Raw genomic sequence first — 14,176 nt, 5'->3', positions numbered from 1 at the left:
CGAAGCTGTAGTGTTAAAAACAGTGAAATATTCTTTTTAGAAGTAGTTTTTGAAAATGATTGATAAATTAAGTGGGGTATTGTTGCGAATCCTTGAAATTCCGCTAGAGATAGATAGATTTATTAAAGAGTTTCTTCTTTTGAAAGCATAACCTATTCCGTATCCAAAAGCAGTGAAGTTATTGTTGTTTATGTCTTCAAAAATAGCAGGATCTAATATTGTATACAGGAAAGAATCTTTTGATGTTGAAAATCTGTATTCGGTATTTAGGTAAGAGAATTTTTTTACGAAAATGCTTTGAGGATCGAATCCTCTTAAGGAATTAATACCTCCGATTCTGTAGAGTTCGTTGAGGAAAAAAACGGAAGAAAAAAGTAAACCAGTTTCATTCTTAATATATAAGGAACTTCTTTTGTTTATTCTAAGTGTTAGTGTAGTCTCTATTTCTGTTTTTATTTGGTTGGATGTGATGTTGTTTGTTTTTCTTTCTCCATAAAGAGGAGTGAATTGGAAAAAGAATTTAGGGGTTGAATAGTTGTCTGATTTTAAACTTTGATATGAGAAATTTAATCCGAAAAAATAAGATGAAAAGTCAGGAGTGTTAAGATTTGTTGTTGAAGTTTCGTTGGATTCTTGGTTTTCAAATTGAATTCCTGTTTTTATTTTGCTGTTAATATCATATAAGAAGGATGTTTTGAAGTTGGAGTTTAAAAAAGTGCTGTCTTGGCGGTATATTTCAAAAGAGCTTTCATTAGAAATGGGAGAGTTAAAAAGGTAGGGAATGAAAGTTTTTAAAGTTAAATTTTGTCTGTCGTTACCATTGGCGTTCCAGTTAAGGTGTAGTTTTTCTCCAGTGTTTAAAAGGTTGTTTAGTTCTAGATTTATGTTTCCATTAATTTCGAGTTTTTCGGTGTTTTCAGAATTGAAATTTATAAGTCCGTCAAAATTGCTGTTTTTCGCTTTTTCTACATATATATACAATAGGGTAGAATCTTTACTAAATAGGAGTTCTGGTTCTTTTTTTTGATTTATAAAAGGAATAGCGTTAATTCTATTTGAAATTTGTTCTATTAGGTTTTTATTGATGGTTGATTTCGGTTTTATTTTCACGAAATGCTTTAGGTAAGATTTAGGGAATTTATCGTACCCTTTGATTAAGATCTTGTCTAGAGTTCTTTTTCTTGATTCTTTGATGTTTAAGGTCGCATAAACTTTATTGTCTATTAGTTTGATTTCTTCTAAATGAGATTTGGAGAAAGGTTTGCCTTGAAGCTCAAGTTTTGAATTAATGGTTTTTAATACTTCAGGTAGTTCTTCAGTACGGATTTCTTTTCTGATATTTAAAGAAGTAAGTTTGGTATCAGGTATAGTTATGGTTATATAGTCAATTTTCTTTCCGAAATAGAGGTGAACAAGTTTTTGTTTTTTGTTGTCTACAATAGAATCAATTCGGTTGTAGAAATATCCTTTTAGTTTTAATGCATAAGAAATTGAATCTAAAGTTTTTTTGAATGACTTATTCGATTTTATTTGATTGAGTTTGTTGAGTTGGATATTCTTTTCTTCTGAAGCATTTCTAAAAACAAATTTCAATTCTTGTTCCTGAGAAAAAACAAATGAATTGATTAAAAGTAGTATGTATGCTAGTAAAAATAGTGTTTGCTTCACAATTTAAAATTAAATGCTAAAGTATATTAAAATCAGTAGATTCCCCTTCTTTTATTGTGTTGATGTAAAAATAACTTGCTGATATTTGAATAATTAGAAATTAATTGTACATTTGCACACTCTTAAAAATAGAGATTAATATTAATAAGTACAAACGAAAACAAGTAATTAATTAGTATGCCAACTATTCAACAATTAGTTCGTAAAGGAAGAACCAAAATAACTAAGAAGAGTAAATCGGCTGCATTGACGGCATGTCCTCAAAGACGTGGAGTTTGTACGCGTGTATACACTACAACACCAAAAAAACCTAACTCAGCTATGCGTAAAGTAGCTCGTGTTAGATTAACAAATGGTAATGAGATCAACGCGTATATCCCAGGAGAAGGGCACAACCTACAAGAGCACTCGATAGTATTAGTTAGAGGTGGAAGGGTAAAAGATTTACCAGGGGTTAAATATCACATCGTACGTGGTGCATTAGATACTGCAGGTGTTGAAGGAAGAACTCAACGTAGATCTAAATATGGAGCAAAACGCCCTAAAGACAAAAAGTAATTATTTAGTAACTTTTTTAATGTAAAGACATGAGAAAAAGAAGAGCGAAAAAAAGGATTTTATTACCGGATCCAAGATTTAATGATCAATTAGTAACACGTTTTGTAAATAACTTAATGTGGGATGGTAAAAAATCTGTAGCGTTCAAAGTGTTTTACGATGCAATTGATATCGTAGACCAAAAGAAAACTGACGAAGAAAAGTCAGCTTTAGAAGTATGGAAAGATGGTTTGTCAAATGTAATGCCTCACGTAGAAGTTCGTTCACGTCGTGTGGGAGGTGCTACATTCCAGATACCAATGCAAATCCGACCAGATCGTAAAGTGTCAATGGCGATCAAGTGGATGATAAGTTATGCACGTAAGCGTAACGAAAAAACTATGGCACAACGTTTAGCAGCTGAGATTTTAGCAGCAGCTAAAGAAGAAGGAGCTGCAGTTAAAAAGAGAGTTGATACTCACAAGATGGCTGAAGCTAACAAGGCATTCTCACACTTTAGATTTTAATAAAAATGGCTAGAGATTTAAAATTCACGCGAAACATTGGTATTGCCGCTCATATTGATGCAGGTAAAACTACAACAACAGAACGTATCCTTTATTACACAGGAGTTTCTCACAAAATTGGAGAAGTACATGATGGTGCTGCTACAATGGACTGGATGGAACAAGAGCAAGAAAGAGGTATTACAATTACTTCAGCTGCAACTACTTGTACATGGAACTTCCCAACTGAAAATGGAAAGGCAGTTTCAGATACAAAAGGTTACCACTTCAATATTATTGATACTCCAGGTCACGTTGACTTTACAGTAGAGGTAAACCGTTCTTTACGTGTATTAGATGGTTTAGTATTCTTATTCTCTGCAGTTGATGGTGTTGAGCCTCAGTCAGAAACTAACTGGCGTTTAGCTGATAACTATAAAGTGCCTCGTATCGGTTTTGTAAACAAAATGGATCGTCAGGGGTCTAACTTTATGGCAGTATGTCAGCAGGTTAAAGATATGTTAGGTTCTAATGCAGTGCCAATTGTAATGAATATTGGTGATGAAGCTGATTTTAAAGGTATTGTAGATTTAGTAAAGAACCGTGCTATTGTATGGCATGATGAAACTCAAGGATCTACTTTTGATGTTATCGATATTCCAGAAGATTTAAAAGAAGAAGCAGCAGAATTAAGAGGTAAACTTATTGAGGAAGTTGCAGCTTACGATGAAAATCTTTTAGAGAAATTCATGGAAGATGAAAATTCTATTACAGAAGAAGAAGTGCATGCTGCTCTTCGTGCTGCTGTAATGGATATGTCTATCATTCCTATGATTTGTGGATCGGCGTTTAAAAATAAAGGAGTTCAGTTTTTATTAGATGCAGTATGTCGTTATTTACCTTCACCAGTTGATAAAGATGCTATTGTAGGAACTGATCCAAATACAGGTGATGAAATTACTCGTAAGCCAGATGCAAAAGAGCCTTTTTCAGCATTAGCATTTAAAATTGCTACAGATCCTTTCGTAGGTCGTTTAGCTTTCTTCCGTGCTTATTCTGGTCGTTTAGATGCAGGTTCTTATGTTTTAAATAACCGTTCAGGTAAAAAAGAGCGTATTTCACGTATCTACCAAATGCACTCTAATAAGCAAAATGCAATTGAGTTTATTGAAGCTGGAGATATTGGAGCTGCTGTAGGATTTAAGTCTATCAAAACTGGTGATACATTATCAGATGAGAAAAATCCAATCGTTTTAGAATCTATGGACTTCCCTGATCCAGTAATTGGTATCGCGGTAGAGCCTAAAACTAAAGCAGATGTAGATAAATTAGGATTAGCTTTAGGTAAGTTAGCTGAAGAAGATCCAACGTTTACAGTAAGAACAGATGAAGCTTCAGGTCAAACTATTATATCTGGAATGGGTGAATTACACTTAGATATTATTGTAGATCGTTTAAAGCGTGAGTTTAAAGTAGAAGTTAATGAGGGGCAACCTCAGGTAGAATATAAAGAAGCTATCACAGCTACTGCAGAACACAGAGAAGTTTATAAAAAGCAATCTGGTGGACGTGGTAAGTTTGCTGATATCGTATTTAAAATGGAGCCAGCTGAAGAAGGAGCTCAAGGTTTAGTTTTTGAATCTGTTATTAAAGGTGGAAACGTACCTAAAGAATTTGTTCCTTCAGTAGAGAAAGGTTTCAAAGAAGCAATGAAGAATGGTCCTTTAGCAGGATACGAGATGGATTCGATGAAGGTGACTTTAACAGATGGATCTTTCCACCCTGTAGATTCTGATCAATTATCATTCGAACTAGCTGCTAAAATGGGTTACAAAGCTGCTGCAAAAGCTGCAAAAGCTAAGATTATGGAGCCTATAATGAAGTTAGAAGTGTTAACTCCTGAGGAAAACATGGGAGATATCGTAGGAGATTTAAATAGAAGACGTGGACAAGTATCAGATATGTCTGATAGAGCAGGTTCAAAAGTTGTAAAAGCTACTGTGCCGTTATCTGAAATGTTCGGTTATGTAACAGCTTTAAGAACTATGTCTTCTGGTAGAGCAACTTCTACAATGGAATTTTCACACTATGCTGAAACTCCTTCTAATATTTCAGAAGAAGTTATCGCTAATGCAAAAGGTTAATTAAGATGAGTCAAAAAATTAGAATAAAATTAAAATCTTACGATTATAATTTAGTTGATAAATCAGCTGAGAAAATCGTTAAGACAGTAAAAAGTACAGGAGCGGTAGTAAATGGACCAATCCCTTTACCAACTCATAAAAAGATTTTTACAGTATTACGTTCACCACACGTAAACAAAAAATCGAGAGAGCAATTTCAATTATCTGCTTACAAGCGTTTATTAGACATTTATAGTTCTTCTTCTAAGACTATTGATGCTTTAATGAAGCTTGAGTTACCTAGTGGAGTTGAGGTAGAGATCAAAGTATAAGTATATTTAGTGCTTAATAAAGAAAAGGCTTTTACAATTTTGTAAAAGCCTTTTTTGTTGTAATTACAGATTTGATTGAAAAGAGTTAACTAGATAACAATGAAATTTGTTTTAATATATAAATTGAGATGTTATTAGATGATGAAAGAAAAGAGAGCCTAACTATCATGAAATCATTTAAATAATTGAAATTATTTTGGTTATGTGTTTGTTTTTTTATACTTTCGCAGTCCGAAATTGAGTGTTAATCAGTTTTTTACACAATATTTTGATAACATGTCCGGAGGGTTTCGCGAAGGAAAAACGGTAGAACACAATAAGTTAAGAGCTAAAATCGTGTTTTACGCTCTTTTTTTTTGAGTGAAATTTTAAAGGCTAGAAACTTTTGTTTCAAATAAATATTTATGAATAGACGCGCTGGATAAATTAAAAATCTAATCGTCTTAAAATTAACAGATATGTCTGGGTTAATAGGAAAAAAAATCGGAATGACCAGCTTATTCGACGAGAATGGGAAAAATATCCCATGTACTGTGATCGAAGCAGGTCCTTGCGTAGTTACCCAAGTCAGAACCGAAGAGGTTGATGGCTACAATGCTTTACAACTTGGTTTCGATGACAAAAAGGCAAAAAGCTCTAATAAAGCTTTAGACGGTCACTTTCAAAAAGCTGGTACCGTTGCTAAGAAAAAAGTCGTTGAGTTCCAAGGTTTCGAAGGAGAGTTTAAATTGGGTGACTCAATTACAGTAGAACACTTTGCTGAAGGTGAGTTCGTGGATGTTTCAGGGACTTCTAAAGGTAAAGGTTTTCAAGGGGTTGTTAAACGTCACGGATTTGGTGGTGTTGGACAAGCAACTCACGGTCAACATAACCGTTTAAGAGCGCCAGGTTCTATTGGTGCTGCTTCTTATCCTGCAAGAGTATTCAAAGGAATGCGTATGGCAGGACGTATGGGAGGCGAAAAAGTTAAAGTTCAAAATTTAAGAGTATTAAAAGTGGTTCCAGAAAAGAATCTTTTAGTAATAAAAGGTGCTATTCCAGGTCATAAAAACTCTTATGTAATTATTGAGAAGTAATGAAGGTAGCAGTATTAGATATTACAGGAAAAGATACTGGTAGAAAAGTTGAACTTTCTAACGAAGTATTCGGAATAGAGCCAAACGATCATGCAATTTACTTAGATGTAAAGCAATATTTGGCTAATCAAAGACAAGGTACTCACAAATCTAAAGAGAGAGGTGAGATTGCTGGAAGTACAAGAAAGATTAAAAAACAAAAAGGAACAGGTACAGCTCGTGCTGGTAGTATCAAGTCTCCTGTATTCAGAGGTGGAGGACGTATCTTCGGACCAAGACCAAGAAATTATTCTTTCAAATTAAACAAAAACTTAAAGCGTTTAGCTCGTAAATCAGCTTTAAGTATTCAAGCAAAAGATAGCAATTTAGTAGTAGTTGAAGATTTCAATTTTGAAACTCCAAAGACTAAAGAATTTGTTAATGTATTAAAAGCTTTAGAATTAGATACTAAAAAATCTTTATTCGTGTTAGGAACTGAAAGTAAAAATGTTTACTTATCATCTCGTAACTTAAAGAATTCTAAAGTAGTAAGTGCTACAGGAATAAATACTTACAATGTTTTAAACGCAGGTAAAGTAGTTATTGCTGAAAGTACTTTAGAAGGAATTGAATCTAACTTAAGTAAATAGGATTTTCAGATATGAGTATTTTAATAAAACCTATTATTACGGAAAAAGCAACAAATGATAGCGAAAGATTCAATCGTTACACTTTTGTTGTAAACAAGAAAGCTAACAAAATTCAAATCAAAGATGCTGTTGAAGCTGCTTACGGAGTAACAGTTGAAAAGGTGAGAACTTTAAATCACCCAGCATTAAGAAAAACTAAGTATACTAAAAAAGGTTTAGTTTCTGGTTTAACAAGCGGTTATAAAAAAGCGGTTGTTCAGTTAGCAGAAGGCGAAATTGATTTTTATAACAATCTATAAGAATAAGCAAGACAAATGTCAGTTAGAAAATTAAAACCAATAACACCAGGTCAGCGTTTTAGAGTTGTGAATGGGTTCGACACCATCACTACTGATAAGCCGGAAAAGTCATTATTGGCACCGAGAAAAAGAACTGGAGGTCGAAACAATCAGGGTCGTATGACTACTCCTAACAGAGGTGGAGGTCATAAGAGAAGATATCGTATTATCGATTTTAAAAGAAATAGATATAACGATCCTGCAACAGTATTAACTATTGAGTACGATCCAAACCGTACAGCGTTTATCGCGTTAGTTCAATATGCTGATGGAGAAAAGCGTTATGTGATTGCACAAAACGGATTAAAAGTAGGACAAACTATCGTTTCAGGAAAAGAAGCTACACCAGATGTTGGTAACGCTATGTTCTTAAGTGATATTCCTTTAGGAACAACTATTTCTTGTATCGAATTACGTCCAGGTCAAGGAGCTGTTATGGCTCGTTCTGCTGGATCTTTTGCTCAGTTAATGGCAAGAGACGGAAAATATGCTACAGTTAAGTTACCTTCTGGAGAAACAAGATTAATCTTACAAACTTGTTTAGCTACTATTGGAGTTGTATCTAATTCAGATCATCAGTTAATCGTTTCTGGTAAAGCTGGTAGATCTAGATGGTTAGGTAGAAGACCAAGAACTAATGCAGTTAGAAAGAACCCAGTTGATCACCCAATGGGAGGTGGTGAAGGACGTTCTTCTGGAGGACATCCAAGATCTAAGAACGGTATCCCAGCTAAAGGATATAAGACTAGATCTAAGACTAAGGCTAGTAATAAGTATATTATCGAACGTAGAAAGAAATAATAAATCATGGCAAGATCATTAAAAAAAGGACCTTACGTTCACTACAAATTAGAAAGAAAAGTGTTAGCTAACGTTGAATCAGGTAAGAAATCTGTAATCAAAACTTGGTCTAGAGCTAGTATGATTACTCCTGATTTTGTTGGACAAACGATTGCTGTTCATAACGGACGTCAGTTTGTACCTGTTTACGTTACTGAAAACATGGTAGGTCATAAGTTAGGCGAATTTTCACCAACACGTTCATTCCGTGGACACGCTGGTGCTAAAAATAAAGGAAAAAAATAGTAGGATATTATGGGAAGTCGTAAAAAAAACATGGCAACGCAGTTAAAAGAAGCTAAAAAGCAAAGAGCTTTTGCTAAGCTTACTAACTGTCCTACGTCACCAAGAAAAATGCGTTTAGTAGCGGATCAAGTAAGAGGAGTAGAAGTTGAAAAAGCTTTACAAATCTTAAAATTCAGTCCAAAAGAAGCATCTCGTAACTTAGAAAAGTTATTATTATCTGCAATTGCTAACTGGCAAGCGAAGAATGAAGATGCTAGTATCGAAGATGCTGGATTATTTGTGAAGTCTATTTATGTAGATAGCGCAGGAATGTTAAAAAGATTAAGACCAGCTCCACAAGGACGTGCTCACAGAATTCGTAAGCGTTCTAATCACGTAACTTTAGAGTTAGGAACTAAAAATAACAGTAATTAATCATTAGTAGAAATGGGACAAAAAACAAATCCAATAGGAAATCGTTTAGGAATCATCAGAGGATGGGAATCTAACTGGTATGGTGGAAATGACTACGGTGATAAAATTGCTGAAGATGATAAGATAAGAAGGTATTTAAAAGCCAGATTATCTAAAGCAAGTGTTTCTCGTATCATCATCGAGCGTACTTTAAAGCTTGTAACCGTTACTATCACAACTGCACGTCCTGGTATCATTATCGGTAAAGGAGGTCAAGAGGTAGACAAGTTAAAAGAAGAGCTTAAGAAGATTACAGGAAAAGAAGTTCAAATTAACATTTTCGAAATTAAGCGTCCAGAATTAGATGCAAACTTAGTTGCAGCTAGTATTGCTCGTCAAATCGAAAATAGAATTTCATATAAGCGTGCTACTAAAATGGCTATCGCGGCTGCAATACGTATGAACGCAGAAGGTATTAAAGTACAACTTTCTGGTCGTTTAAACGGAGCTGAAATGGCGCGTTCTGAACACTATAAAGAAGGAAGAATTCCTTTATCTACTTTTAGAGCAGATATCGATTATTCACTTGTTGAAGCACATACTACATACGGAAGAATCGGTGTGAAAGTATGGATCATGAAAGGTGAGGTTTATGGAAAACGTGAATTATCTCCGTTAGTTGGATTATCTAAGCAAAAAGGTAATTCAAATAACAAAGGTGGAGGTGGTAGACGTCAACCTCGCAGAAGAAAATAATTTTTAAAAGAAATTTGAGATGTTACAGCCAAAAAGAGTAAAATTTCGTAGAGTTCAGAAGGGTAAAGGTAATATGAGTGGAAACTCTGGAAGAGGAACTCAATTATCAAACGGAATGTTTGGTATTAAATCCTTAGACCAGAACTTACTTACTTCTCGTCAAATAGAAGCTGCTCGTATCGCGGCAACTCGTTACATGAAAAGAGAGGGACAACTTTGGATTAAAATTTTCCCAGACAAGCCAATAACAAAGAAACCGTTAGAGGTACGTATGGGTAAAGGTAAAGGTGCACCTGATCATTTTGTTGCTGTTGTTAAGCCAGGAAGAATATTATTTGAAGTTGGTGGAGTACCAATGGAAGTAGCTAAAGAAGCATTACGTTTAGCTGCACAAAAACTTCCAGTGAAAACAAAGTTTATCATTGCAAGAGATTTTGATTATAACGCTTAATTCTAATATATCATGAAACAATCAGAAGTAAAAGAATTATCAACAGCTGACTTACAAGGTAAGCTTGGAGCGTTGAAGAAAAACTATACTGATCTTAAGATGGCTCACGCTATAACTCCATTGGAAAATCCTTTGCAGTTAAAAACCTTAAGAAGAACTGTAGCAAGAATTGCTACAGAGTTAACTAAAAGAGAATTACAATAAATTCTAGTCAGTTTTAAAGATGGAAAAAAGAAATCTTAGAAAAGAGAGAATAGGTGTAGTATCTAGCAACAAGATGGAGAAGTCTATCGTAGTTAGCGAGGTAAAAAGAGTAAAGCACCCAATGTACGGAAAGTTCGTATTAAAGACTAAGAAGTACGTTGCACATGACGAGAATAACGATTGCAACATTGGAGATACAGTTAAAATAATGGAAACTCGTCCATTAAGTAAATCTAAGCGTTGGAGATTAGTAGAAATCCTAGAAAGAGCTAAATAATATGTTACAAACAGAATCAAGATTAAAAGTAGCAGACAACACTGGAGCTAAAGAGGTTTTAGTGATTAGAGTTTTAGGAGGAACAAAAAAGCGTTACGCTAGCGTTGGAGATAAAATAGTTGTTACTGTTAAGTCTGCAACTCCAAACGGAACTGTAAAGAAAGGACAAGTTTCTCGTGCAGTTGTTGTTCGTACTAAGAAAGAAGTTAGACGTAAAGACGGATCATATATCAGATTTGATGACAATGCTTGTGTACTTTTAAATCCTTCTGAGGAAATGAGAGGAACACGTGTATTCGGTCCTGTGGCTCGTGAATTACGTGAGAAACAATTTATGAAAATAGTATCATTAGCACCTGAGGTGTTATAAAATCAGATTTTAAGATGAAGAAATTTAAAATTAAATCAGGAGATACTGTTAAAGTTATCGCAGGAGATCACAAAGGATCTGAAGGAAAAGTTTTACGTATCTTAAAAGATAAAGATAGAGTAGTAGTAGAAGGTGTAAATATGGTTTCTAAGCATACTAAACCAAACGCTGCTAACCCTCAAGGAGGTATCGTAAAACAAGAAGCTCCATTACATATTTCAAACGTTGCTTTAGTTGAGAACGGTGAAACTGTAAGGGTAGGTTATAAAGTTGAAGGAGATACTAAAACTAGAATCTCTAAAAAAACTAAAAAAGCAATATAATCATGAGTTACGTACCAAGATTAAAAGAGGAATACAAAGCTAGAGTGATAAAAGCTCTAACTGATGAGTTCGGATATAAAAACGTAATGCAGGTGCCTAAATTACAAAAGATAGTTGTAAGTAAAGGTGTAGGTGCTGCTATTGCTGATAAGAAATTAATTGATTATGCAATTGAAGAATTAACTTCAATAACAGGTCAAAAAGCAGTTCCAACTGTTTCTAAAAAAGACGTTGCAAACTTCAAATTACGTAAAGGTATGCCAATCGGTGCTAAAGTTACGTTAAGAGGAGATATCATGTACGAATTTTTAGATCGTTTAGTTACTGCATCTTTACCTCGTGTAAGAGATTTCGATGGAATTAAAGCAAATGGTTTTGATGGTAGAGGTAATTACAATTTAGGTATTACTGAGCAAATCATCTACCCAGAGATTAATATTGATCAAGTGAAGAAAATTAGTGGTATGGATATTACTTTTGTAACATCTGCACAAACTGATAAAGAAGCTAAATCATTATTAGGAGAATTAGGTTTACCATTTAAAAAGAATTAAAAGATGGCTAAAGAATCAATGAAAGCGCGTGAGCGTAAAAGAGCTAAAACTGTAGCTAAGTATGCTGAAAAAAGAAAAGCTTTAAAAGAAGCTGGAGATTATGAAGCATTACAAAAGTTACCTAAGAACGCTTCACCAGTTAGAATGCACAATCGTTGTAAATTAACTGGACGTCCAAAAGGATATATGCGTCAGTTTGGTATTTCACGTGTTACTTTCCGTGAAATGGCTAACCAAGGTTTAATTCCTGGTGTAAAAAAAGCAAGCTGGTAGAATTATCAGTTTATTAAATAATAAAAAGGTGCACAACTTATTTAAGTTTGTGTGCCTTTTTTTATTTTGCGTGAAAAATAATGAGGAAATATTTCAACCTTTCTTATCCATTCTATTATGATATAAAAACTTCTATCATAATTTCAATACTAGTTTTTATTCTGTCTACTTTATTTTCAATTTTATTCGAACCTTTTGAAGTAAATTATAAAGAATTAAAGTTTAGTTTTTTGTTTATATCAATTATTCACTCAGTAGTATCATTCATTGTTTTTATGTCTTCAGTTTTTGTGTTGAATGTTTTTAGAGATAATAAGAATGATTGGAAACTTAAAAATGAATTTTCTTTTCTCTTTCTAGTTTTATTAATTATTGGAGTTTCTCAGTTTTTAATCAGAGATCTTATTTATTTAAAAGAAGATAACTGGTCATCTAAATATTTAGTTGAAGAAATTAGGAATACTATTTTAGTAGGCGGACTCTTAATTTTTGTTATAACATCAATCAATATTGAAAGACTAAAAAATATCTATATAAAGAAAGGTAAAGATTTAGATTCAACTTTAAATGCAACTCTAAATAAAGTTGAGAAACATATTGAAATAAAAACTCAGGTCATATCAGATGATTTTTCTCTTAATCTGAATAGTTTTCTTTATGCTAAATCAGATAAAAATTATCTAGAAATCTCTCTAGAAGATAATCAAGTGTTATTAAAAAGGATCACAATTAAAAGTTTCGAAGAGCAATTGTCTGATTGTGCTAATATTTGCCGTGTTCACAGATCATATATCATTAACCTAAAAGTTATAATAAAAGTAACAGGTAATTCTCAAGGTTTACAACTTTGGATTAATGATAAAGATCATATACCCGTGTCAAGAAAATTAATACCCGAATTCGAATACAAGTTTAAAAATCATAATCTATAAGTTATTGATAACATTTATTATGTTACTCGTCCCAAACTCCTAATAATTAATCAACAATCATTTTCTTGAAATTAGTTTCGTGCAAAAATTAAACGACTAATAATGATAAAACAAAGACGATACGATTTAGATTGGTTACGAGTTATTTCTGTTTTTGCAGTTTTTCTTCATCACGTTCTAATGCCTTTCAATGGAGATAATTTCCATATTATGAATAATACTTATAGTAAATTGTTAGATGACATTATGGTGTATTTTGAACAATTCAGATTACCTCTTTTATTTTTTATCTCAGGAGTAGGAACTGTATTTGCTTTTTCAAAGAGAAATTGGATTTCTTTTATAAAAGAAAGAATGTTTAGGCTTTTAATTCCTTTAGTCTTTGGAGTTTTATTTTTAATACCACCTCAAACGTTTTTTGAAAGCATTTCAAAATATAAAAATTACTTTTCTTCTTACCCTGTTTTAGTATCAAAACTAAAAGTTAATCATTTATGGTTTATCGAAAATCTTTTATTGATGTCGATTTTTTTTATTCCTTTCGTGGTTTTTATAAAATCCAGTAAGAGTAAAAACTTTAAAAAATGGATAAGAGTTAAAACTGATAAGTATGGTATAATGTTTTGGGTTATATTTTTGATTGCTGTTAGAATAATAACAAAAGAGTTTTTCCCAAGTGATTCTAAAAGTTTTTTTAATCTATCTACTACATTTTACTTTGGTTTCTTTTTTTTCAGTGGCATTCTAATTTCTAATGTAGATCAATTATGGAATTTATTATTGAATAAAAGAAAACTAAACTTCAAACTCACTATACTTTTCTCATTATTATTTTATGCATATTACTTTTTACCTAGTGAATTTATAAAGCCTTATGTTACTTTATCTAATAGATGGAGATTGTGGTATCTCGTTTGTGCTTTATTATCTTGGTCTATGATTATAACTATATTAGGATATAGTCAAGTATTACTTAGTAAAAAAAGTAACTTACTAGTGAAACTTAATGAAGGAATTTACCCATTTTATATGCTTCATCAAACTATCATTGTTGTTTTAGCTTACTATATTGTGAAAATAAACCTGTCTATTGCAACTAAAATAGTTCTATTATTAATAAGTTCTTTTCTTTTAATACTGTTTTGTTATGTGTTTTTAATACGTCCTTTTAAGTTTGTCCGTATTTTATTCGGAATGAAAAGTAAGAATATTTAATTTCAATAAATTTTTATTTTGAATACAAAGTATTGACTATTTGATAGTTGTTTTTTTATTGCGATTTTTTTTCATTTTTTTGTTTTAAAAGTTTGTGTAGATTAAAAAGAGTGTGTAGTTTTGCACCCGCAAA

Annotated in this window: 21 protein-coding genes; 20 read left to right on the top strand and 1 reads right to left on the bottom strand. The window is 32.7% G+C overall.

Going from position 1 to position 14,176, the window contains the following annotated elements; all coding sequences use genetic code 11:
• Positions 1-36: 36 nt before the first annotated feature.
• On the bottom strand, positions 37-1,668 hold the full coding sequence (locus Q1A46_RS02900; protein ID WP_299673787.1) for a hypothetical protein: 1,632 nt from the start codon (positions 1,666-1,668) through the stop codon (positions 37-39).
• A 177-nt stretch (positions 1,669-1,845) separates the two neighbouring features.
• Between Q1A46_RS02900 and rpsL the strand changes: the two genes are divergently transcribed.
• The 20 genes from rpsL to Q1A46_RS02800 all read left to right on the top strand — a co-directional run bounded on the left by rpsL (position 1,846) and on the right by Q1A46_RS02800 (position 14,043).
• The gene (gene rpsL, locus Q1A46_RS02895; RefSeq protein ID WP_075342596.1) at positions 1,846-2,226 is read left to right on the top strand and encodes a 30S ribosomal protein S12; all 381 of its coding nucleotides are present in this window, start codon (positions 1,846-1,848) and stop codon (positions 2,224-2,226) included.
• A 29-nt stretch (positions 2,227-2,255) separates the two neighbouring features.
• Entirely contained in the window at positions 2,256-2,732 is a 477-nt protein-coding gene (gene rpsG, locus Q1A46_RS02890; RefSeq protein WP_095074036.1) for a 30S ribosomal protein S7, read from the top strand.
• Between the two features lie 5 nt (positions 2,733-2,737).
• Complete coding sequence (gene fusA / locus Q1A46_RS02885) at positions 2,738-4,855, top strand: elongation factor G (protein WP_299673783.1); 2,118 nt, start codon at positions 2,738-2,740, stop codon at positions 4,853-4,855.
• Between the two features lie 5 nt (positions 4,856-4,860).
• A complete protein-coding gene (gene rpsJ, locus Q1A46_RS02880; protein ID WP_075342599.1) occupies positions 4,861-5,166 on the top strand; it encodes a 30S ribosomal protein S10 in 306 nt (101 codons plus the stop codon).
• Positions 5,167-5,624: 458 nt separating this feature from the next.
• Positions 5,625-6,242, top strand: coding sequence for a 50S ribosomal protein L3 (gene rplC / locus Q1A46_RS02875; RefSeq protein WP_095074033.1), 618 nt, complete (start codon positions 5,625-5,627; stop codon positions 6,240-6,242).
• Positions 6,242-6,871: a 50S ribosomal protein L4 gene (gene rplD, locus Q1A46_RS02870; RefSeq protein ID WP_095074032.1), complete on the top strand. Its 630-nt coding sequence runs from the start codon at positions 6,242-6,244 to the stop codon at positions 6,869-6,871. The genes rplC and rplD overlap by 1 nt, the downstream gene beginning before the upstream one ends.
• Positions 6,872-6,882: 11 nt before the next feature.
• Positions 6,883-7,170: a 50S ribosomal protein L23 gene (gene rplW, locus Q1A46_RS02865; RefSeq protein ID WP_095074030.1), complete on the top strand. Its 288-nt coding sequence runs from the start codon at positions 6,883-6,885 to the stop codon at positions 7,168-7,170.
• A 15-nt stretch (positions 7,171-7,185) separates the two neighbouring features.
• Complete coding sequence (gene rplB, locus Q1A46_RS02860; RefSeq protein ID WP_095074029.1) at positions 7,186-8,010, top strand: 50S ribosomal protein L2; 825 nt, start codon at positions 7,186-7,188, stop codon at positions 8,008-8,010.
• 6 nt (positions 8,011-8,016) lie between these two features.
• Positions 8,017-8,295, top strand: a complete 279-nt coding sequence (rpsS, locus tag Q1A46_RS02855) for a 30S ribosomal protein S19 (protein ID WP_075342604.1) — start codon at positions 8,017-8,019, stop codon at positions 8,293-8,295.
• 9 nt (positions 8,296-8,304) lie between these two features.
• Complete coding sequence (gene rplV, locus Q1A46_RS02850) at positions 8,305-8,709, top strand: 50S ribosomal protein L22 (protein ID WP_299673778.1); 405 nt, start codon at positions 8,305-8,307, stop codon at positions 8,707-8,709.
• Positions 8,710-8,721: 12 nt separating this feature from the next.
• Positions 8,722-9,444 (top strand): 30S ribosomal protein S3, encoded by a 723-nt coding sequence (gene rpsC / locus Q1A46_RS02845; protein ID WP_299673776.1) that lies wholly within the window; start codon positions 8,722-8,724, stop codon positions 9,442-9,444.
• A 19-nt stretch (positions 9,445-9,463) separates the two neighbouring features.
• Positions 9,464-9,895, top strand: a complete 432-nt coding sequence (gene rplP / locus Q1A46_RS02840) for a 50S ribosomal protein L16 (protein ID WP_075342607.1) — start codon at positions 9,464-9,466, stop codon at positions 9,893-9,895.
• A 12-nt stretch (positions 9,896-9,907) separates the two neighbouring features.
• Positions 9,908-10,099, top strand: coding sequence for a 50S ribosomal protein L29 (rpmC, locus tag Q1A46_RS02835; RefSeq protein ID WP_095074025.1), 192 nt, complete (start codon positions 9,908-9,910; stop codon positions 10,097-10,099).
• 19 nt (positions 10,100-10,118) lie between these two features.
• On the top strand, positions 10,119-10,376 hold the full coding sequence (gene rpsQ / locus Q1A46_RS02830; protein ID WP_075342609.1) for a 30S ribosomal protein S17: 258 nt from the start codon (positions 10,119-10,121) through the stop codon (positions 10,374-10,376).
• A gap of 1 nt (position 10,377) precedes the next feature.
• Positions 10,378-10,746 carry a 50S ribosomal protein L14 gene (gene rplN / locus Q1A46_RS02825; protein WP_028890735.1) on the top strand — a complete coding sequence of 123 codons (369 nt, stop codon included), beginning with the start codon at positions 10,378-10,380 and terminating at the stop codon, positions 10,744-10,746.
• 14 nt (positions 10,747-10,760) lie between these two features.
• Positions 10,761-11,069 (top strand): 50S ribosomal protein L24, encoded by a 309-nt coding sequence (gene rplX, locus Q1A46_RS02820; RefSeq protein ID WP_095074024.1) that lies wholly within the window; start codon positions 10,761-10,763, stop codon positions 11,067-11,069.
• Positions 11,070-11,071: 2 nt separating this feature from the next.
• Entirely contained in the window at positions 11,072-11,623 is a 552-nt protein-coding gene (rplE, locus tag Q1A46_RS02815) for a 50S ribosomal protein L5 (protein WP_299673772.1), read from the top strand.
• Positions 11,624-11,626: 3 nt separating this feature from the next.
• Positions 11,627-11,896, top strand: coding sequence for a 30S ribosomal protein S14 (rpsN, locus tag Q1A46_RS02810; protein WP_068363324.1), 270 nt, complete (start codon positions 11,627-11,629; stop codon positions 11,894-11,896).
• A gap of 80 nt (positions 11,897-11,976) precedes the next feature.
• Complete coding sequence (locus tag Q1A46_RS02805; RefSeq protein WP_299673769.1) at positions 11,977-12,828, top strand: LytTR family DNA-binding domain-containing protein; 852 nt, start codon at positions 11,977-11,979, stop codon at positions 12,826-12,828.
• Between the two features lie 102 nt (positions 12,829-12,930).
• Positions 12,931-14,043 (top strand): acyltransferase, encoded by a 1,113-nt coding sequence (locus Q1A46_RS02800; RefSeq protein WP_299673767.1) that lies wholly within the window; start codon positions 12,931-12,933, stop codon positions 14,041-14,043.
• Positions 14,044-14,176 lie beyond the last annotated feature (133 nt).

Origin of the sequence: uncultured Tenacibaculum sp., assembly GCF_947502995.1 — a bacterium.
Taxonomy (GTDB): Bacteria; Bacteroidota; Bacteroidia; order Flavobacteriales; family Flavobacteriaceae; genus Polaribacter.
This window is presented reverse-complemented; position numbering and strand designations above follow the sequence as displayed.